This window comes from Comamonas testosteroni TK102 (assembly GCF_000739375.1).
Lineage (GTDB): Bacteria > Pseudomonadota > Gammaproteobacteria > Burkholderiales > Burkholderiaceae_C > Comamonas > Comamonas brasiliensis.
In genome coordinates, this window is the sequence record NZ_CP006704.1 from 2,443,259 (window position 1) to 2,463,205 (window position 19,947).

General features: G+C 63.6%; 22 protein-coding genes and 1 riboswitch. Of the genes, 16 read left to right on the top strand and 6 right to left on the bottom strand.

Annotated features, from left to right (window positions below; translation table 11 throughout):
• Positions 1–52: 52 nt before the first annotated feature.
• Positions 53–997: a GlxA family transcriptional regulator gene (locus tag O987_RS11110; protein WP_043372203.1), complete on the top strand. Its 945-nt coding sequence runs from the start codon at positions 53–55 to the stop codon at positions 995–997.
• Between the two features lie 376 nt (positions 998–1,373).
• Here the strand turns inward: O987_RS11110 and O987_RS11115 are convergent, their stop codons facing one another.
• The gene (locus O987_RS11115) at positions 1,374–2,063 is read right to left on the bottom strand and encodes an alpha/beta fold hydrolase (protein ID WP_326998633.1); all 690 of its coding nucleotides are present in this window, start codon (positions 2,061–2,063) and stop codon (positions 1,374–1,376) included.
• 89 nt (positions 2,064–2,152) lie between these two features.
• A complete protein-coding gene (locus O987_RS11120) occupies positions 2,153–3,109 on the bottom strand; it encodes an AEC family transporter (protein WP_043372206.1) in 957 nt (318 codons plus the stop codon).
• Positions 3,110–3,252: 143 nt separating this feature from the next.
• Between O987_RS11120 and O987_RS28755 the strand changes: the two genes are divergently transcribed.
• Both O987_RS28755 and O987_RS29220 read left to right on the top strand, forming a co-directional pair.
• Positions 3,253–3,735, top strand: coding sequence for a hypothetical protein (locus O987_RS28755; protein ID WP_144244921.1), 483 nt, complete (start codon positions 3,253–3,255; stop codon positions 3,733–3,735).
• Between the two features lie 98 nt (positions 3,736–3,833).
• On the top strand, positions 3,834–3,980 hold the full coding sequence (locus tag O987_RS29220) for a hypothetical protein (protein WP_200879598.1): 147 nt from the start codon (positions 3,834–3,836) through the stop codon (positions 3,978–3,980).
• 149 nt (positions 3,981–4,129) lie between these two features.
• Here O987_RS29220 and O987_RS11125 read toward each other — a convergent pair whose 3' ends face one another.
• The 4 genes from O987_RS11125 to O987_RS11140 form a co-directional block, all read right to left on the bottom strand.
• A complete protein-coding gene (locus O987_RS11125) occupies positions 4,130–4,714 on the bottom strand; it encodes an NAD(P)H-dependent oxidoreductase (protein ID WP_051962166.1) in 585 nt (194 codons plus the stop codon).
• 60 nt (positions 4,715–4,774) lie between these two features.
• Positions 4,775–5,167, bottom strand: coding sequence for a MerR family transcriptional regulator (locus O987_RS11130; RefSeq protein ID WP_043372211.1), 393 nt, complete (start codon positions 5,165–5,167; stop codon positions 4,775–4,777).
• A gap of 585 nt (positions 5,168–5,752) precedes the next feature.
• The gene (locus tag O987_RS11135; RefSeq protein WP_043372213.1) at positions 5,753–6,133 is read right to left on the bottom strand and encodes a cell division protein ZapA; all 381 of its coding nucleotides are present in this window, start codon (positions 6,131–6,133) and stop codon (positions 5,753–5,755) included.
• A 40-nt stretch (positions 6,134–6,173) separates the two neighbouring features.
• On the bottom strand, positions 6,174–6,383 hold the full coding sequence (locus tag O987_RS11140; protein WP_043372215.1) for a hypothetical protein: 210 nt from the start codon (positions 6,381–6,383) through the stop codon (positions 6,174–6,176).
• Between the two features lie 240 nt (positions 6,384–6,623).
• Positions 6,624–6,865, top strand: a riboswitch (cobalamin riboswitch).
• Between the two features lie 67 nt (positions 6,866–6,932).
• Between O987_RS11140 and O987_RS11145 the strand changes: the two genes are divergently transcribed.
• From O987_RS11145 to O987_RS11205, 13 genes are all read left to right on the top strand, one after another.
• Complete coding sequence (locus tag O987_RS11145) at positions 6,933–8,846, top strand: TonB-dependent receptor domain-containing protein (protein WP_043372217.1); 1,914 nt, start codon at positions 6,933–6,935, stop codon at positions 8,844–8,846.
• 6 nt (positions 8,847–8,852) lie between these two features.
• A complete protein-coding gene (locus O987_RS11150) occupies positions 8,853–10,271 on the top strand; it encodes a cobyrinate a,c-diamide synthase (protein ID WP_235214342.1) in 1,419 nt (472 codons plus the stop codon).
• Positions 10,272–10,318: 47 nt separating this feature from the next.
• Positions 10,319–10,900, top strand: coding sequence for a bifunctional adenosylcobinamide kinase/adenosylcobinamide-phosphate guanylyltransferase (locus O987_RS11155; protein ID WP_043372220.1), 582 nt, complete (start codon positions 10,319–10,321; stop codon positions 10,898–10,900).
• A complete protein-coding gene (locus O987_RS11160) occupies positions 10,897–11,808 on the top strand; it encodes an ABC transporter substrate-binding protein (RefSeq protein WP_003056237.1) in 912 nt (303 codons plus the stop codon). Before O987_RS11155 ends, O987_RS11160 begins: the two co-directional genes overlap by 4 nt.
• Positions 11,805–12,848, top strand: coding sequence for a FecCD family ABC transporter permease (locus O987_RS11165; protein ID WP_051962167.1), 1,044 nt, complete (start codon positions 11,805–11,807; stop codon positions 12,846–12,848). Before O987_RS11160 ends, O987_RS11165 begins: the two co-directional genes overlap by 4 nt.
• Complete coding sequence (locus O987_RS11170) at positions 12,845–13,642, top strand: ABC transporter ATP-binding protein (RefSeq protein WP_043372222.1); 798 nt, start codon at positions 12,845–12,847, stop codon at positions 13,640–13,642. The genes O987_RS11165 and O987_RS11170 overlap by 4 nt, the downstream gene beginning before the upstream one ends.
• Before the next feature lie 61 nt (positions 13,643–13,703).
• Positions 13,704–14,273, top strand: coding sequence for a cob(I)yrinic acid a,c-diamide adenosyltransferase (gene cobO / locus O987_RS11175; RefSeq protein WP_043372224.1), 570 nt, complete (start codon positions 13,704–13,706; stop codon positions 14,271–14,273).
• A 36-nt stretch (positions 14,274–14,309) separates the two neighbouring features.
• A complete protein-coding gene (gene bluB, locus O987_RS11180) occupies positions 14,310–15,062 on the top strand; it encodes a 5,6-dimethylbenzimidazole synthase (RefSeq protein ID WP_003056233.1) in 753 nt (250 codons plus the stop codon).
• Complete coding sequence (gene cbiB, locus O987_RS11185; protein WP_003056232.1) at positions 15,059–16,141, top strand: adenosylcobinamide-phosphate synthase CbiB; 1,083 nt, start codon at positions 15,059–15,061, stop codon at positions 16,139–16,141. Before bluB ends, cbiB begins: the two co-directional genes overlap by 4 nt.
• A complete protein-coding gene (locus O987_RS11190) occupies positions 16,134–17,141 on the top strand; it encodes an aminotransferase class I/II-fold pyridoxal phosphate-dependent enzyme (protein WP_003056230.1) in 1,008 nt (335 codons plus the stop codon). Before cbiB ends, O987_RS11190 begins: the two co-directional genes overlap by 8 nt.
• A 65-nt stretch (positions 17,142–17,206) precedes the next feature.
• Positions 17,207–17,992, top strand: a complete 786-nt coding sequence (locus tag O987_RS11195; protein WP_043376358.1) for a HipA family kinase — start codon at positions 17,207–17,209, stop codon at positions 17,990–17,992.
• Positions 17,979–18,380, top strand: a complete 402-nt coding sequence (locus O987_RS11200; RefSeq protein WP_003056228.1) for a DUF3037 domain-containing protein — start codon at positions 17,979–17,981, stop codon at positions 18,378–18,380. The genes O987_RS11195 and O987_RS11200 overlap by 14 nt, the downstream gene beginning before the upstream one ends.
• Positions 18,381–18,383: 3 nt before the next feature.
• Positions 18,384–19,838, top strand: coding sequence for a cobyric acid synthase (locus O987_RS11205; RefSeq protein ID WP_043372225.1), 1,455 nt, complete (start codon positions 18,384–18,386; stop codon positions 19,836–19,838).
• Positions 19,839–19,947 lie beyond the last annotated feature (109 nt).

Genomic DNA, 19,947 nt, shown 5'->3' on the forward strand with positions numbered 1-19,947 from the left:
TTGTCGTAAATGACGTATATAGTCATGAAAAAGGACATGAAAGGGAATCCTGATGCACCGTATTGCCTACCTGCTGCCCGAGGGTTTTCAAGTCATGGCGCTGGCCACACAGGCCGTGTTCGAGCTTGCCAACCTGATGCTGGAGCAGCCTTTCTATGCGGTGGAGACCTATGCGCTGGGCGGTGTGGCCCACTCTTCGGCAGGGCCTGTGTTGCAGGCAAAGCCACTTTCGGCACACTGCAGGGCGGATACCTGGCTGGTTGCAGGCAAGCTCGCGCCGCAGGACGTCGCTGCGGATCCCGAGCTGATCCGGTTGCTGAGCAAGGTGACGGCATCCGCGCGGCGCGTGGCGGGCCTGTGCACGGGCGCCTTCCTGCTGGCCGAAGCCGGTCTGCTCGACGGGCGCCGTGCCACCACGCACTGGTATTGGGCCGAGGTCTTGCAGCAGCGCTGCCCACGGTCTCAGATTGAAGCCGATCGTATCTACATCGCCGACGGGCCGATCTGGACCTCTGCAGGCATGACGGCAGAGATTGACCTGGCGCTGGCGTTGGTGGAGCAAGACCTGGGTGCCAAGGTCGCACGATCGGTGGCGCATCGCCTGGTCATGCACCAGCGCCGCTCTGGCGGGCAGTCGCAGCACTCGGAGATGCTCAGGCTGACACCCAGGTCAGACCGTATACAGCAGGCGTTGGAGCATGCCCGGCGCAATCTTTCTCGGTCACTGAGCGTGGAGGCGCTGGCCGAGGCCGCCAACTTGAGTCCGCGCCAGTTCAGCCGGGTGTTCACGGCCGAGACCGGTCAATCCCCCGCCAAGGCGGTTGAGGGTCTGAGGCTGGAGGCCGCAAGGCTGATGCTTGAAGGCAGCCGACACCCGCTGGAGGTGGTTGCGCAGGAGACGGGCTTTCGTGACCGCCGCCATATGCGAGAGGCTTTTCTGCGTGGCTTCGGCATGCCGCCGCAGGCCATACGGCGTGGGGCTCGGGCGCAGCTGTAAGACGCCTGTACACCTGGAGCGAAACGACTTGGCCATCGTGGCAGGCGATTCGTCCTCGGCCCGCTCGGTTGCCAGGGATCGAGCTCAGGCTCCGGACTGCTGCTGTCACCTCACTGGCTGCCGACAAGTCCGTGGCAAAGAGGTCTGCCGCTGTCTGTGGCGGCAGAGTCGACAGCCATTGCGAATGAAAGCTTCTTGGGCTGAGCGTTCGCAGCCCTGCTGCCCACGAGGCCGCAATGTGCGGATGCCGGCTGTTGAGACGCGTGACTGCTGGTTTTTTGGCTGAAGGGCTCGGGTCCATCTGCGGCAGCCGAAAACGGCGCCGGCTGCCCTTGCCCACGTTGTGGGCCAGCCTGATTTCAAGGTGGACAGCCGACTATGCGGGATTGTGCTGAAGAAATTTCGCCAGCATGGCCTGGGTTTCCGTGGGAGCCTCCATGGGCAGCATATGGCCGGCATTGATGATCTTCAGCTCCGATCCTCGGATGCCCTGGTGCAACTCCATGGACTCATCCAGGCCGCGCAAGCGATCTTGCTCGCCCGCAAGGATCAGGGTTGGACACCGGATCTCGCTCAGCCTGTCCGTGTCGCCTTCGCGGCGCAGCAGCGCCTGGCGGCGAAAAGTGTCTCCACCAAGGCGCACGCTCATTGCATGGATGCGATCCACCAGTTGTTCATCCTGCTCCCGCTGTGGCGCCAATGATTGGCGAATGGCTCTCCGGTTCACGCCGGCAAAGGTCTTGGGAGCAGCCATGGCTGCATCGACCTTGCGCCGCGCCTGCAGCTCCGTGTCGCCGCGCGACGAGGTGGCAATAAGCACGAGTTGCCTGACCCGGTCCGGGGCAAGCCTTGCGATTTCACGTGCCACATAGCCTCCCATCGAGAACCCGACCACATCGAATGGACCGGCGGGGATCATGCCTATGGTGTGCTGTGCCATCTCCTCAATCGAGCCAGCGGAAGCGAGATCCGCATGGAAAAGAGGTGCGCGTGTTTGCAGAAATGGCCCGATGTCAGACCATAGGTCTTGATCGAGCATGAACCCTGGGATGAGAACGGTGGTCAATGAAATTCCTCGAGAATGTCAGGCATGGTCCGGTTCGTGGCGTCGTGCGATGCCATAGTGCCTGCGCGGGCGCAGCCTGAGCAGCATGCTCAGGTCCCATGCAAGACATGCAGCAGCATCAGCAGCAGCGGCATGGTCACCAGGGCCAGCAAGGTGGACAGCGCAATGCCAGCGACCACTTCGTCCTGGGCGACCCGGTAGCGCTGAGTGAAGAGCAAGGCATTGGCGCCCACAGGCAAGGCCGAGCAGATCAGCATCACACCCATGGCCGGACCGCGCAGCTGCAGCAGCCAGGCGCAGGCGAGAAACACCAGGGGATGCACCAGCGATTTGACCAGCGTGATGCGCATTGCGGGGCGCCAGTGGGCACCGATCCTGGTGAAGGCCAGGGTGATGCCGACGAGCAGCAGCGCCATGGGGCCCATGGCAGAGCCCAGCATCTTGAGCGAGGTATCGAGCACCTCAGGTAGGGGCCAGCCTGTCAGAGACCACAGCAGACCCGCCAGAATCGGCAGCGGCACAGGGTGGATGATGCTGTTGCGTACCGCCTGCCAGACGGTGCTCCCCAGGGATCGCCTGCCGTGGGGGTCGTCCGTATGCTGCTCACGAGAGGAGGCCAGCTCGAACACCATGGTCGCGGCCGTCAGCAGTACCAGGGCGTGCACCGAGATCAGGGTGAACAATGTCACCAGTCCCTGCTCGCCAAATGCCAGACCCACGAGTGGCACGCCGATCATGGCAGCATTGCTGAACATGCTGGCCAGTCCACGCGCCGCAGCCAATGTGTTGAAGCCATAGACCAGCATCGTCGCCACAAACACGATGATGGCCGAAAGAAAGTACACGCCGATCGGTCGATAGTCCAGTTCGCCGACATGTACCTGCGCCATGGTGCGAAACAGCAGTGCCGGCAGCAGCAGCAGAAACACCAGATTGGACATATCCTTGACTGCTGTCTGTCGCACCAGTCCTGCACGTGCCACGCCAAACCCCGTACCGATCAATGCAATCACCGGTAGCAGTGCCGCTATCGCGGAACCATTCATTCAACTCTCCAACTAAACTGAGCCGCCGCCTGCACCCGCTCTCAGTGTGAGTGTGTGCATTCCTCGGGCGCAGAGCTTAACTCTTCTTCTCACCGGTTCCGGGATCCTGCTTGCTTTGTTTGCCAAGCCCTGCTGCTCAGGCCATGTCAATCGTCGTCAAGCTTGGTACGGATGGGCATCCGCGAACGCTTTGTTTATCGGGGTCGGAAGGCTTCTGGGTTTCGATGTTACGACTCGTTGAACCCCTGTTCGAGTGGGCCCCTGAAACGCAGGAGTCGTGCTCTACCTTCAGTAACAAAACCCTCGAGACTTGGCTTCGCAAGCCATGGCCATCGTCGAAAATAGACAGGGCTGGGCCGATCCTGGTATTTTTGGCGCTGATGGCGGCTGGAATGCCAGGTCGGCATGGCCGTCATCACGCAATCATTGAGAGAAAAGCACGGACACAAGCCATGCTGCGCAGCAAATTGGGAACACTGTTATTGGTCAGTGCCGCACTATCGTGCGCGGCGGGATTTGCTTTGGATGCGCGCGGCAGTATTGCCTATCTCGAACTATGGCTGGCTCTGGCGGTCTTATTGCTCCTCGGCGGCGCGGTTCTCATCGTCCTGGGGCAGAACGACTAGCCGTGGGCAGCTTACTGTCCGCACCAGCCATGTCCGGCGCATGACGCACACCGGGATATCGGTTATGGTGAGCAGCGTAAAACTCCAAGGAAGCTCCGATGCCCAAACCAAACTATCCCTTCGAAAAACGGCAACGCGAGTTGGAGAAGAAGAAAAAAAAAGAGGAGAAGGCTCAGCGCAAGGTGGCAGCCTCCGAATTCACTCCACCCAATGTGGTGCCCGAGGTGTTGCAGGACAACAAGTAAGTCAGGGATGGGCTGTACGCCGCCGTGATTGCGGGAGCGCTGCACCCGACCGATAGCTTTCAATACGCATATGCCTTGCACACGAGGAGCTTTACGCAAGGAGTTAACCTGCCGGCCGCCTCTCCTGTGCAATGCATGGGAATCAGACCTCAGGCGCCTGCACGAGCACCCAGCTTGCATGCGTGCTTGATCCAGCCCGCTCGCGCTGCATCGCTGGAGTTGACCACCGGGCCAAAGCTGTGCACGCGCACGGGTCTGATCCCGCTGAACTCCAGGATGGTCTGCTTCATTTGCCGGTGACCTGGTTGGCGCTGTACCCATCTGTAATACCACGGCGGGGTGTCCATGGTCACCAGCAGCTCGGCGGTGCGGCCTGTCAGCAGGCGATCCCACAACACGGAATTGGCTCGGTACTTGAAGGCGAAGCCTGGAAGAAAGATGCGATCCAGAAAGCCCTTGAGCAGCGCCGGCAGTCCACCCCACCAGATGGGATAGACCCATACCAGATGCTGAGCCCAGGCAATGTCGATCTGTGCATCCCGCAGGTCGGGTTCCAGCGGCTGGGCATGCGCATATCCATGGCGCAGGATGGGATCGAAATACATTTCCCCAAGTGACAGCAGGCGTACTTCGGCTCCGGACTGGCGCGCGGCGTCGGCATAGTTGTGAGCCAGGCTTGCACACATGCTTTGGGAAGAGGAATGACCGAGGATGATGAGGATGCGACGGGACATGGCGATAGAGGCTTGCGAAGTTTGCAGGCCGCCAGCATCACCTTGCCCCGTGGGACAAAGTCAAGCGCTGGATCGGATCGGGAGCTTGTCTGGCGTAGCGCACCCGCTTGCGTCCTCACAACTGGCCAGCTCCACGCTCAGCGCCGCAAGAGCGGTGTCGGCAGCCTTCAGTCGTACCAACTCCTCGGCAATGGCATGTCGCCGGGACTGGATCAGTGTCAGGACGGCTGCAGCGCCCGCGGCGGTGTCGATGGCGCGTAGCGGCTGAAGCGTAGCCAAGCGAAATCCCAGTGCCAGTGCCTGGCGAATCCATTGCACGCGCTGTACATCCTCGGGGCCATAGCTGCGGTAGCTGCCTCTGCGCGCCACGGTGCCGAGCAAACCGTGGGCCTCGTAGAGGCGGAGCGCCTTGGGTGTGCAGCCTGTGAGTGCCGCGAGCTCACCGATGCGCATAACTGACTTCTGGGTGCTTCCAGGAATGGTGGATGCTTGCGCAAACGGCTGAGGTGGCATGCGTGTCTGAAGTCGCTTGGGCATGTTGTGGGTGCAGGTGTGTCGAGCCGGGCTTTGCCGGGGCATCGATTTCCGGGAGTGGCACCTAAAGCCTTGGGTTCAGCCAGCGCAGATCAAGGTCTGCTATCGGAATGGCCTCAGGCGATGGGCAAGAAAAAGGCCCGCAATGCGGGCCGATCATCAATCCAGATTTGCAAGTTGTTGATGCCTAGCGTGGCCTTGTTTGATTTTCTGGGCCACGTTCATGGCTGTAGACCAACTTCATCAACAGCTTGTCGGTAAAGGTGTCTGCAAATGCCACCGGCTCGTCATCCTGAACCGGGGGTTCAGGTGGGCAAGAGCAACCTATCGTTGGGTTCATCTGACGCGAGACGATCACGCTCAATAGGTGATTTATCAAGCCCATGCTCGTTGAGCATTGGTTCAAGGAAATATAAAAACCGGCAGATTTGCAGACGGTTTTATTCTAGCGGGAATTGGCAGTCGTGCGCAGCTCATGACTGCTTTGTTGCCGAGGTTAACTGATCAAAGCAGCCTGGCGTCAGCATCCAGAGCCTGATCGAGCCTGAGCACCAGTTGCTCTGCCAAATCCTGCTGGCGCTGCAACTCGGCCTGGGCGGCGGCACTGACTTCGGAGGCCGCGCTCTGCTCCTGAGCGAGTGCCTGCATTTCAGCCTGGGCGTTGGCCATATGGGCTTGCTGGGCATCGCGGTCGAGCACGTCGAACGCCATATTGAGGGCTGCCAGCACCGCCACCCGCTCGCGCGAGCGGACCTTGCCGCTGTCGCGGATGCGGGTCATCGCCTCGTCCACGCGGCGAACGGCTTCCTGCACACGTTCTTCTTGACCATCGGGGCAGGTCAGCACATAGCTTTGCTGCATGATTTGCACATCGATCTGCTTCATGGGCGTCAGTGGCGGGTCTGGTGATGGAGGGTGACGGCTGTCACTCTCCCTGGTTGGCGGGCAGGCGTTCGATCAATGCATCGACGCGCGCACGAGCGGCCTGCAGGCGCAGACGCAGCAAATCGCGCTCTTGCGTCAGAGCGGTGACCTGATCGGTGAGCAGGGTGTTGGTGCGCTGCAGTTCCTCGTGGCGCACCAGCAGACGCTCCACGCGCTCGGCAATGAGATCAAGAGAGGGCTGGGTGGTCATAGACTCTGCCATTGTAGGTCTTGCAGTCCGTGGGTGAGTATAAATGTGCAGGCAAATTCGCAGTTTGCGCCAGAGCACGGCCTGCTTGACTGTCGCAGTCGGGAAACTGCAGTATTTCTCCCAAAATCGTAGCGTGCTGCGCAAGTTCTGTGTGCCTCAAACGCAGGTTTAAGGTAAAAAATCGTCACCTCACCCGCGCAAGGCTACTTCGAATGAAGGATTCGCGCCGCGTGGCACTCATTACAATGGGCGCCTGTTGGTGCTCGAGGCTGCTTTCCTGTGGTCTCAGTTCAACGGGAAGCAGGGAGGGGCTGGCCAGATGCACTGGCACTCCGAACCTGCGCTGCCCCCGCAACGGTCGGCGAATGGAATGCTGCGGCATTCCGCCTTTTTCCCCATGGTCACTGGCGCTGCGCGCTGGGAAGGCCGGCAAGAGGATGATTCGCCTAGCCCGGATACCGGCCAACATGGGTTGCCTGCATTGTGTGCAGGTATGTTTGCTCAATGTCGGCGGGTAGGCTGGCGTGGGCGTATTCAAGTGTGCTTTCCATGAGTCCGCAATCTTCGTCCCTGCGCCTGGCGCAGGTGGCTTCGCGCGCACGCGCCTCCTGTTTTGTTCTCCGTCCCACCTTGCTGGCATCTGCGTTGGCCATGGCGTTTGCCGCACAGGCTCAGTCAACTGCCCAGGCCGATCCGGTGCACATGAAAGAAACCGTGGTTACCGCCAATCGCATCGAACAGCCTTTGTCGGATCTGGTGGCCGATATGTCGGTGGTGGGTCGTGAAACGATTGAAACTGCGGGTGCCGTGGGTGTGGCCGATGTGCTCTCGCGTCTACCGGGTGTGCAGATGGTGCGTAACGGCGGCGCTGGCTCGACCACCAGCGTCTATCTGCGCGGTGCCGACACGCGTTTCACCGCTGTGTATATCGATGGAGTGCGCGTGGACTCCCAGTCCACGGGCGGTGCATCCTGGCAGGATATTCCGCTGGAAGCGATCGACCGCATTGAAGTGTTGCGCGGCCCGGCGGCGGCTGTCTACGGTTCAGACGCCATGGGCGGCGTGGTGCAGATCTTCACCAAAAAGGGCGAGGGCAAAGCCAAGCCCTATGTGGGTCTGGGTTGGGGCAGTCGTGGCACGGTGAAGGCTCAGGCAGGCATCAGCGGCGGTGTTGCGGGCTGGGATTACAGCCTGGGTGTTTCGCATGCCAGCAGCAACGGCTTCAATGCCAAGACCTCTGCGGGCTTCAATCCCGATGCCGATGGCTATCGCAGCAACGCCTTCAACGGCCGTGTGGGCTACCAGATCAACAGCAATCAACGTGTTGAGGCCACGGCTCTGACCAGCTATATGAACGCGGGTTATGACGCCACTGTCTCCAAGACCAGTCCCATGGCCGACGACCGCAGCATCTACAAGATGAATGCGGTAGGCCTGAACTGGCTGGCCAAGTGGAGCGATGTCTACAGCACACGCCTTCAGTACACGCAGTCACGCGATTTCTACCAGACCAAGCCCAGTGTCTATGAAACCGACACGCGTTTGCACAGCTATCTGTTCCAGAATGAGTGGCGGCTGGGAGCGCAGACCGTGACGGCCGCGCTGGAGCGCCGCGAGGACAAGCTGGTCAACAACGGCCTGGATATCGGCAGCCGCAATCGCTCTCAGAACGCGCTGGCACTGGGCTATGGCCTGCATGCAGGCAAGCACACGCTGCAGCTCAACGCCCGTCATGACCGCGACAGCGAGTTCGGCGGACACACCACGGGCAGCGCTGCGTATGGCTATGAGTTCATGCCCAACTGGCGCGCAACCGCATCGGCCGGCACTGCCTTTCGCGCACCTACGCTCTATCAGCGCTTCAGCCAATATGGCGATGCCAGCCTGTCGCCTGAAAAAGGCCGCAATGTGGAGCTGGGCCTGAAATGGGGCGAGGGCAGCGACAGCTTCTCGGCCACGCTTTATCGCAACAATGTATCCAATCTCATCAACTATGTGGGTGGGACGGGCACCTGTGCGGGCAATACCGGCCTTTACGGCGGCTGCTATGCCAACGTGGCCAAGGCCCGTTACGAAGGCATCACCCTGGCCGCCACCACCCGCTTGGGCATGGTGAATCTGCAAGGTTCGGTGGACTTCCAGGATCCGCGCGATACCGATAAGGATCTGCAACTGGCTCGCCGCTCCAAGCGTTACGCCAATCTGTCTGCCGACACCACACTGGCCGGCTGGAGGCTGGGCGTCGAAATGCAGGCTGCCGGAAGGCGCTTTGACGATGCTGCCAACAAGACTGTGCTGGGCGGTTACACGCTCTGGAATCTGAGTGCGCAAAAGCAGCTGACACGTGAATGGAGCCTGGTGACGCGCATCAACAATCTGGCTGACAAGCGCTATGAGCTGGCCCGAACCTATGCCACCGAAGGCCGCAGCGGCTATATCGGGGTGAAGTGGGAAGCCAGGTAAGCGGCCATGACAGTCACCGCAATGCATGAAACAGGCTCGGGCGTGCGCTGCCCCGCGCTGCTGATCAGTGCTCCGGCCTCTGGCCAGGGCAAGACCACCGTGACGGCAGCCTTGGCACGGCTGCATGCGCGTCAGGGACGCAAGGTGCGTGTATTCAAGTGCGGGCCGGATTTTCTGGACCCCTACTGGCACGAGCTCGCCAGTGGTTCGCCCGTGCATTCGGTGGACTTGTGGATGACAGGCGAGGCGGATGTGCGCCAACGCCTGCATGAGGCGTCCCAGGAGGCTGACCTGATTCTTGTCGAAGGCGTCATGGGCCTGTTCGACGGCAGCTTCAGCGCGGGCGATCTGGCGCAACTGCTGGGTCTGCCCGTGCTGGCCGTGGTCGATGCCTCGGCCATGGCGGGCACTTTCGGGGCGCTGGCCTACGGCTTGCAGCATTACCAGGCCGGCCTGCGCTGGGCCGGCATGCTGGCCAACCGGGTGGCCACGGCGCATCATGCGGATCTGCTCCGGCAAGGCCTGCGCGACCAGTCTATGTGGCTCGGGGCCATGCCGGGGGTGCAACTGGGCGATGCGGCAGTCAAGGCCAGGTCTGCGGCGCTGCTGCCGGAGCGCCACCTGGGCCTGATCGCCGCCCACGAGCTCGGCGATGCCCTGCAGCGTCTGGATGCCGCAGCCGATGCCCTGGCCCAGACGCCGCTGGGGCAGAGGGCCTGGAGCTCGGACGACGGGCAGCCCAGCTGGCAGGATTGGTGTGTGGACTTTGCCGCACCGGACATTGGCGCGGCTCAGCCCCGCCTGGAGCCATGGCTGGGCGGACGTCGCATTGCCATTGCGCGCGATGCGGCGTTTTCGTTTATCTATCCCGCCAATCTGGACTGTCTGCGTGCCATGGGGGCAGAGCTGTGCTTTTTCTCGCCACTGGCTGGCGATGCGCTGCCGCCCTGCGATGCGATCTGGCTGCCCGGCGGCTATCCGGAACTGCACGCCCCAGCCCTGCATGAGAACCGGCAGTTGCGCGACGGCATTGCCCAGCATATGGCCCAGGGCAAGCCGGTCTGGGCAGAGTGCGGCGGCATGCTGGCGCTGTGCGATGGTGTGACCGCCCTGGACGGCAGCACCCAGCCCATGTGGGGGCTGCTGCCCGGTCAGGTCGTGATGCAGAGCCGGCTCGGCGGTCTGGGCATGCAGCAACTGGCCCTCGATGCGGGCCTGTTGCGCGGCCATACCTTTCACTACACAAGGCTGGAGACGGCCATGCCGGTGCTCACGCGCAGCAGTCGCCCCGGCGCGGCCGTACAGGCTGATCGTGGCGAGGCGCTTTATCAGCATGGCAGTGTGCAGGCCAGCTACTTTCATGCCTGGTTTCCGTCCAGCCCGTCGGCTGTGGCGGCGCTTTTTGGCGCAACAATCGAAGGCTGAGCCTTTAGTCCATCACCATGAGCCCTGCAAGCACAGTCTCCTTCGTCATGCCGCGTACCCAGCTGATTCTGGGCGGGCAGAAAAGCGGCAAATCCCGTCGTGCAGAGTTGCTGGCGCGCCAGTGGCTGCAGGCGGATGCCGGACATCAGGCGGTGCTGGTGGCCACCGGTCAGGCCTGGGACGCGGAAATGAGCGAGCGCATTGCGCACCACCAGCGTGATCGCGCCGAGCGCGTGCCCGGCATGTTGACCATAGAGGAGCCGCGCGAGCTGGCCCAGGTGCTGGCCCGGCACAGCAGCCCGCAGCGCCTGCTGGTGATTGATTGCCTGACCTTGTGGCTGACGAACTGGCTGATGCCGGTGGAGGCTGAGGATTTAGAGGTGAGTCAACCTCAAACCCATGACTGGCAAGCGCAGCTAGCTCTCTTTTTGAAAGCACTTGATGCCGCGGCGGGCCCCGTCATTCTGGTTGGCAACGAAATCGGTCTGGGCGTGATTCCCATGGGGCGCGAAGTGCGCGCCTTTGTCGATGCACTGGGCTTGCTCAATCAGCAGGCGGCTGCGCATTGCGAAAGCGTCACGCTGATGTGCGCCGGCTTGCCGCTGGCGCTGAAAGGGCCGCAGGCATGAAAGCGATCACCCAACGCCTGGCGGCCTGTGTCGCGGCAGGCTTGCTGCTTGTCAGCGCCCTGCCTGCAGTGGCTCAACCCGTGCAGATTTCTGATGCGCGCGGCGTCCAGGTGCAACTGGCCAAGCCTCCGCAGCGCATCGTCAGCCTGCTGCCTTCGCTGACCGAGAGCCTGTGCGCGCTGGGCGGTTGCGAGCGTCTGGTGGGGGTGGATCGCTATTCCAACTGGCCTGCCCATGTGAAGACCTTGCCCGTGGTGGGCGGGGGGCTGGATCCGAATATCGAGAGCATTGTGGCGCTCAAGCCCGATCTGGTGCTGGTTTCCATGGCGTCACGGGCCATTGCGCGCATGGAGGCGCTGGGCCTCAAGGTGGTGGCGCTGGAGCCGCGCACCCACGAGGAAGCGCGCACCGTGATGCAGAAGATGGGCCAGCTGCTGGCCTTGCCGCCAGCTCAGGGCGCAGACCGCGTCTGGGCCAGCATCGAAGCCGATCTGAACAAGGCTGCAGCCGGCGTGCCCGAGGCCATGCGCGGTCAGCGCGTGTACTTTGAAGCCAGCCGCGGCCCTTATGCTGCCGGTGAAAAATCCTTTATCGGCCAGACACTGGCGCGGCTGCATCTGCGCAATGTGATCGATGCCAGGCAAGGTCCGTTTCCGCGCCTGAACCCCGAATATGTGGTCAAGCTGGACCCGGACATTCTGATGGCCGGCGAGCGAGCCTGGAAAACCGGTGTGCCCGAATATCCGGGCTGGGCCCAGATGCGGGCGGTGAAGCAGGGCGCGATCTGCGCCTTCACGCCCGAGCAATCCGACATTCTGGTGCGCCCCGGCCCACGCATGGCAGAGGGGGCGCAAATCATCGTCCAGTGTCTGCAACGTCTGGCAGCAAGGCAGGGCAAGAGTCCATGAAGGCCTGCATCTCCAGTCATCACCGCAGGGGTCAGTGCGGGCTTGCCGCTGCCTGGCTGCTGCTGTGGCTGACGCTGGCTGCGGCTTTGCTGGCGCTGCTGGGCGCGGGTATCGGCAGCACCGGGTTCGAGAGCGTGCTTCATGCCCGGCATGATCCGCTGGCCTGGCAGATCGTGATGGACATTCGCCTGCCGCGCACGGCGGCAGCCTTGCTGGCTGGAGGGCTGCTGGGGCTGGCCGGGGCGGTGGCGCAGGGCGTGTTTCGCAACCCGCTGGCCGATCCCTACTTGCTGGGCAGTGCCTCGGGGGCATCGCTGGGGGTGGCGCTGGCCATGGCTGCCCTGGGTGTCTCGCCTTTCGCTCTGGCCGGCCTGGCCCGCTGGGGCGTGACGGGTGCGGCCTTTGCGGGTGCCGTGCTTGCCGTGGTGCTGACCCTGGTGCTGGCCAAGGGCGTGCAGAACACCATGCGCCTGCTGCTGGCCGGTGTAGTGGTGGGCGTGGTGCTCGGCGCCGCCGCATCGCTGGTGCTGCTCATGAACCCCGACATCATGCAGGCCATGCAGTCCTTCATGCTGGGCAGCACGGCGTTTGCGGGCTGGAATGCCTGCGCACTCATGCTGTGGGTGCTGCTGCCTGCGCTGGTGCTGGCCTGCTGCCTGAGCCGCGTGCTCGATGGACTCGCGCTGGGCGAGGCCACGGCCCATAGCCTGGGCCTGCCGCTGGTGCCGCTGCGCCTGTTGCTGATCGTGCTGCTGGCCTTGGCTACGGGCACCGCCGTGGCGCAGACCGGTCTGATCGCTTTTGTAGGCCTGGCTGCGCCCCATCTGGTGCGCTCCATGGTGCGTGCGCTGCACCGCTGGCTACTGGTGCTCAGCAGCCTGATGGGGGCGGTGCTGCTGCTGGCCGCCGACCTGCTGGCGCGCTGGCTGATTGCTCCCCAGGAATTGCCGGTGGGCGTGCTCACTGCCGTGCTGGGTGGCAGCTATCTGCTGTGGCTGATGCACCAACGCGGCGCCATGCCGTCCGGAGAAGGCGCATGAGCAGCCATATCGAGACCGGAATCGCTTTGGCGACTGAGGCCCTGAGCGTGCATCTGGGCGAGCGCGAGGTGCTGCGTCAGCTCAGTCTGCAGATTCCCAAAGGCCGCTGGACGGCCATCGTCGGCCCCAATGGCGCGGGCAAGTCCACGCTGCTGCGCGCCATGGCAGGCATGCGTGCCGCCCACCAGCGGCAAAGCGGTGCCGTGTTCTTGCAGGGCCGCAAGCTCGGCGACTGGAATGGCCGAGAGCGTGCCAAGGCGCTGGCCTGGCTGGGCCAGAATCAGCCGGTGGCGGCCGATATGGCCGTCTATGACCTGGTGATGCTGGGGCGCTTGCCCCATCAGGGCTGGCTGGCGCCGGCCTCAAGCGCCGATCGCCAGGCCGTGGAGCAGGCGCTGCGCCAGACCCATGCCTGGGACTGGCGCCAGCGCAGCATAGGCCAGCTATCGGGCGGTGAACGCCAGCGCGTGCTGCTGGCGCGGGCCCTGGCCGTGCAGGCCCGCACCCTGCTGATGGACGAGCCACTGGCCAATCTGGATCCGCCCCACCAGACCGACTGGATGCTCACGGCCCGCAGTCTGGTGCAGCAAGGCGTGACCCTGGTCAGCGTGCTGCACGAGCTGTCCTTCGCCCTGCTGGCCGATGAAATGGTCGTCATGCAGGCCGGCCGTATCACGCATCAGGGCGCTTGCGGAGATCCCGCCACCCATGCCGCGCTGGAGGCCGTGTTTGACCGACGTATACAGGTGCGCGAACTCGACGGCCTGTGGCTGGCCTTGCCGCGCCTGAGCTGAGTTGGGCCGAAATTTTTTGTCTTTTTGTCCTTTAGCCCTTGATAGACAAGCGAGAGTAGCTATGAATATTGAAACTCCTCCCTCCGAGAAGCCTTACGAAAAGCCTGAGGGCGAACGCCGTGGCCTGATCATCGTCAACACCGGCAATGGCAAGGGCAAGAGCACGGCCGCCTTTGGTCTGGCCTTCCGAGCCACAGGGCGGGGAAAGGCCGTCAAGGTCTATCAGTTCATGAAGGTGCCTACGGCCCGCTTTGGCGAGCACCGCCTGGCCCAGCAGGTCGGTCTGCCCATCGAAGGGCTGGGCGATGGCTTCAGCTGGAAGAGCAAGGACCTCGATCACTCCGCCCAGCTGGCGCGTGACGGCTGGGAAAAGGCCAAGGCCGATATTCTTTCGGGCGAGCTGTTTCTGGTCGTGCTCGACGAGATCACCTATCCGCTGATCTATGGCTGGCTGCCGTTGCAGGAGGTGCTGGACACGCTCAAGGCACGCCCCAAGGATGTGCATGTCTGCCTGACAGGCCGCCGCTGCCCGCGGGAGATCATTGACATCGCTGACACCGTGACCGAGATGACGCTGATCAAACATGCCTTCCAGGCGGGTATTCCCGCTCAAAGAGGTATCGAAGACTGATGGCTTTTGCCATGTCTGTGGCGCGACAATAGTTCCATGACCGAATCCAAGACCCGCCCCTTCGCGACGATAGCCGCCACGCCTTTCACCGAGGCCGAGCGGGCTGCCGTCTACCGCGCCATCTATGAGCGCCGCGACATGCGCCATTTTGCGGGCGGGAAGGTGGCCGACGAGGTCTTGCTGCGCCTGTTGCGCGCCGCGCACCACGCGCCCAGCGTGGGGTTCATGCAGCCCTGGCGCTTTATTCGGGTAAGGAGCGCCGAGCTGCGTCGGCAGATCCACGGTCTGATCGAGGAGGAGCGCGTGCGCACCGCCCATGCCCTGGGTGCGCGTGAAGAAGACTTCATGAAGCTCAAGGTCCAGGGCGTGCTCGATGCGGCCGAGGTGCTGGTCGTGGCCATGCCGCCAGGACGCGAGGCGCATATCTTCGGCCGTCGCACCTTGCCCGAGATGGATATCGCCAGCAGCGCCTGTGCCATCCAGAACCTCTGGCTGGCCGCGCGAGCCGAAGGGTTGGGCATGGGCTGGGTTTCGATTTTCGATCCGCTGGCGCTGGCCAGACTGCTGCAGATGCCTGAAGGGGCCCACCCGCTGGGTGTGCTCTGCCTGGGTCCTGTCGATGCCTACTATGCTGAGCCCATGCTGCAGCAGGAAAAGTGGGCCTGCCGGGCGCCTCTGGAAGACATGCTGATGGACGATGTCTGGGACGACGCGCGCGTCGTGGCTGCGGCGACCCAGAGCAAGCCGGCCAGCGATCCATGCTCCGCGAAGGGCAAGCCAGACGCATGACGAGTTTTGGCTGGACTGAGCTGATCGGTCTTTCTCTCAGTCCGCTGGCATGGCTCTACCAGACATTCACCGCCAGTGATCTGGCGGCGCTCAACTGGGCTGCCAATGTGCAGGCGGGTCTGCTGGCCGTGTTGGTGTCCCTGCTGCTGGACCGGCTTTGGGGCGAGCCGCCGGTGTGGCTGCACCCGGTGGTGCTGATGGGCAAATTGCTGGGCTGGTCGGGGCAGGCGCTCGCGCCGCGCGCCGAAGTGCAGAGTGACTATCTGCGGTTCTGCCTGGCAGCGCTTGTCTGGTGTGCGCTGGCAGCTCTGTTTTTCATGGTTTATGGCCTGGCCCAGTTCATGCTGGGTTTTGCACCCTGGTGGCTCTGGGGACTGGTGATGGGGGTGTTGCTCAAGCCGCTGCTGTCCTGGCGCATGCTCAAGGATGAGGTGCTGGCTGTGGAAGCTGCACTGCAGCAATCGCTGCCCGCCGGGCGGGAGCGCCTGAGCTGGCTGGTGAGCCGTGACACGACTCAGCTGGATGCGGCCACCGTGCGCGAAAGCGCCATCGAGACCCTGGCCGAGAACCTCAGCGACTCCGTGATTGCTCCGCTGTTCTGGTTTGCCGTGGCCGGCTTGCCCGGGGCGGCCGTCTATCGTCTTGCCAATACGGCCGATGCCATGTGGGGCTACCCTGGCTGGCGCGGCCAGGGCGACCGCCGCCGCCACTGGCAATGGGCGGGCAAATGGGCGGCCCGCGCCGACGATGTGCTGAACTGGATTCCGGCGCGCCTCACCGCCATGTGGCTGGCGCTGCTGGCCGGTGGCCTGTCCTGGGCCGGTTTGAGGCGCGATGCTGGCGTGACGCCATCGCCCAATGGTGGCTGGCCCATGGGGGCCATGGCCCAGGCATTGGGGGTTCAGCTTTCCAAGCCCGGCGTCTATCGACTCAACCCGCGGGGACGGGCACCGCAGGCGGCTGATCTGGAGAAGTCTGTAAAATTTGCATCAAAAGTAATCCTATCGCAGGTCCTGCTTGCGTTGGCAGCTATGATTTTGATTGTTCTGTGGAGAGGAAGGCTGCTTGCCAATGTTTGATGTGAATGCGGCAGCCATGCATGGCGGTACCGATGCGCTGGGCGTTCCGGCGCATGATTTTTCGACCAATCGCAATGCCTGCGGGCCTTGTCCCATGGCAGTGAAGGCGCTGCAGGCCGCCCATGTGGCGCAATACCCCGATCCGCAATACAGGACATTGCGCGCGCAGTTGGCGGCTTTTCATGGCGTGGCGGTCGAGCGCATCCTGATTGGTGGCAGCAGCAGCGAGCTGATTCATCGCCTCACCTTGCATGCCGTGCGCAGCGGTGCCAAAAGCGTGCAGTTTCCCCGGCACCACTATGGCGACTATCTGCAGGCCGCACGGGTCTGGCGTCTGTCGCTTGGCCCGCGCGCGCAGACGGCCGTGGCGCCGGTGCTCAGCTGGGCCTGCGAGCCTTCCAGCCCGCTGGGGGCGATGGAAGACGTCTGGCCTGCCTGGCAGCAGCCGCCGGCGCAGAAGGAATGGCGCGTGCTGGATTGCGCCTATCGCCCGTTATGGCTGGAGGGCGAGACGCCCGAGCGCGACCTCGACGCCGTCTGGCAGCTGTGGACGCCCAACAAGGCCCTGGGCATGACGGGTGTGCGCGCTGCCTATGCGATTGCCCCCTTGCATGCCACGGCCGCAGAGCTGCAGGCGCTGAGTGCGCTGGCGGCATCCTGGGTGGTGGGCTCGCATGGCGTGGCCATGCTGCAGGCCTGGGTGACGGACGAGGTGCAGCAGTGGCTGGCCCACAGCCTGATGACCTTGCGTCGCTGGAAGGCGCAGCAGCTGGCGCTGTGCGAGAGACTGGGCTGGCAGGTCGTACCCGGTCATCAGGCCAATTACTTTGTCGCAGGCCTGCCGCTGGCGGGGCTTGCCGCGCCTCTGGCCAGCCTGCGTGCAAAGGGCATCAAGCTGCGGGACTGTGCAAGCTTTGGTCTGGCTGGCCATGTGCGGCTGGGTGTGCTGCCGCCCGTGTCTCAGGCCGCTCTGGAGCAGGCCTGGAAAAGCATTGAATGACCTTGCAGGCCAGACTCGATGTGCGCAAGGCGCTACCATTTCCCATGGACACTGAAACCCTGAAGCTGCGCTCGGTGCTGGTGGAGCGCTATGTCACGCCGCTGCGTGAAGGCGGCTCCATGCCGGCAATTGTCGAGGCCGACGACCTGGGCACCTATGTGCTCAAGTTCCGCGGGGCCGGGCAGGGCGTGCGTGCGCTGATGGCCGAGATCATCTCGGGCGGCATGGCACGTGCGCTGGGCCTGCCGGTGCCCGAGATCGTGCTGCTGCAATTGAACGGCGACCTGTCCCGCACCGAGTCCGACCCCGAGATTCAAGACCTGATTCGCGCCAGCGACGGGCTGAACGTGGGGCTGGACTATCTGCCTGGCTCCATCAACTTTGACCCGGCAGTGGACGCGGTGGACGACAACTTTGCCTCGCGCCTGGTGTGGTTCGACACCCTGGTCAGCAATGTGGACCGCACGGCGCGCAACACCAATATGCTGATGTACCAGAAGCAGCCCTGGCTGATCGATCATGGCGCTAGCCTGACCTTTCACCATGCCTGGAACGGAGTCGTTGCCGATCCGTCCAAGCCTTTTGCGCCCAGTGCCGAACATGTGCTGCTGCCGCAGGCCAGCCAGCTGGCGCAGCTGGATGCGCAGCTGGCGGCCAGGCTGGGGCCCGAAGTGCTCAAGCGCATTCTGAACGAGGTGCCCGACTGCTTTCTGGAACAGGCCGCAGCCGACAAAGAGGGCGATGTGATCAAGAATGTGCAGGCCCATCGCGCGGCCTATGTGGATTATTTTGCGGCCCGGCTTGCCGAGCGTGGCCGCTGGTTGCAAGGAGTGATCGATGCACGCGCATGAGGTCTATGACTACGCCATCGTGCGCGTGGTGCCGCGCGTGGAGCGTGAGGAATTTGTGAATGCGGGCGTGATCCTCTCCTGCCAGCGAACCGGCCATCTGCAGGCGGCCGTGGTCCTTGACGAGAAGCGTCTGCTGGCGCTGGACCCGAATGTGGATCTGGAGGCCGTGCACCGTCACCTGGGCTCCATCGTGGCCATCTGCGAAGGCCGGGTCGATGGCGGGCCGATTGCGCAGCTGCCCATGCGGGCACGCTACCACTGGCTCACGGCCAAGCGCAGCAGCATCATCCAGACCTCGCCTTCGCATATGGGCATGTGCACCCATCCCGGCGAGGCGCTGGCCCGAATCCTGCAGCGCGTGGTGCTGCCCATAGAGGCCGGGAATTAAGACATGACAGCACGTTGCATCATGGTGCTGGGCACCAGCAGTGGCGCGGGCAAGAGCTGGGTGGCCACGGCGCTGTGCGCCTATTACCGCAGCCAGGGCCTGAAGGTCGCGCCGTTCAAGGCGCAGAACATGAGCAATAACGCGCGTGTCGTTGCCACGCCGCAGGGGCAATGGGGCGAGATCGGTACGGCGCAGTATCTGCAGGCCCTGGCGGCCGGGGCCGTGCCCGATGTGCGCATGAATCCGCTGCTGCTCAAGCCCGAGGCCGACACGCGCAGCCAGGTCGTGCTGTTTGGCCAGGTCAATGACGAACTGAGCGCCATGCCCTGGCGCGGGCGCAGCCTCAAGGTCTGGCCGCAGATCGCACAGGCACTGGACGAGCTGCGCGCCGAAAACGATGTGGTGGTGATCGAAGGCGCAGGCTCGCCCGCCGAGATCAATCTGCACGCCAGCGACGTGGTCAACATGCGCGTGGCCAGGCATTGCAACGCGCATTGTCTGCTGGTATCAGATATCGACCGTGGCGGCGCCTTTGCCCACCTCTACGGCACCTGGGCCTTGCTGCCCGAGGACGAGCAAAAGCTCATCAAGGGCTTTGTGCTCAACAAGTTCCGCGGCGATGCGGCTCTGCTGGCGCCGGCGCCCCAGATGCTGGAAGACAAGACAGGTGTGCCCACCGTGGCCTGCATTCCCATGCAGTTCCAGCACGGTCTGCCCGAGGAGGACGGCGTGTTCGACGATCGCGGCAGCACGGGCGCCGGGCAGGCTGTTCACACCACGATTGCCATCATCGCCTATCCGCGCATCAGCAATCTCGACGAGTTCCAGCCCCTGCTGCAAGTGCCGGGTCTGCGCGTGGTCTGGGCGCGTTCGCCCGCGCAAATCGCCGATGCGGACTGGGTTATTCTGCCGGGCAGCAAGGCCACGGCGGCCGACCTGGCCTGGATGCGTGGCCAGGGGCTGGATGCAGCCGTCGTCACCCATGCCGAGCGCGGCAGACGCGTGCTGGGCATTTGCGGCGGTCTGCAGATGCTGGGCGAGGCGCTGATCGATCTGCATGGCGTGGACGGCAATGCCGCAGGCCTGGGCCTGCTGCCGCTGGCGACCCTGTTCGCCCAGGACAAGACCGTGCAACCGACGAGCTTGAAACTGCCAGAGCTGCAAGCCCCCTGGAGTGCCCTTGGCGGAGTGACGGCGCGAGGCTACGAGATACACCACGGGCAGACCCGCTTGCGCGCCGACATGCAGACGGCCAGCGCGCAGCCGGCGCGGGAGCTGCTGCCAGGCATGCTGTGGCAGGGCGGCAATAGCGCTGTGCTCGGCACCTATCTGCATGGCCTGTTTGAAAACGCCGAGGTGATCCATGCGCTGTTCGGCCACGATGCACCCAGCCTGGACCAGGTTTTTGAGCGGCTGGCGCAGGGCGTGCAGCAATGGTTTGAGCCGGGAGCGCTCTGAGCGCCTGCAGCAGCTGTAGGACTGATCCTGCGGGCTCATAGCCGCTGAACCGATAAGCCCTGCCTGAGACTGCGTGCAAGCTGACCAAGCTATTCACTTTCTGGAATGG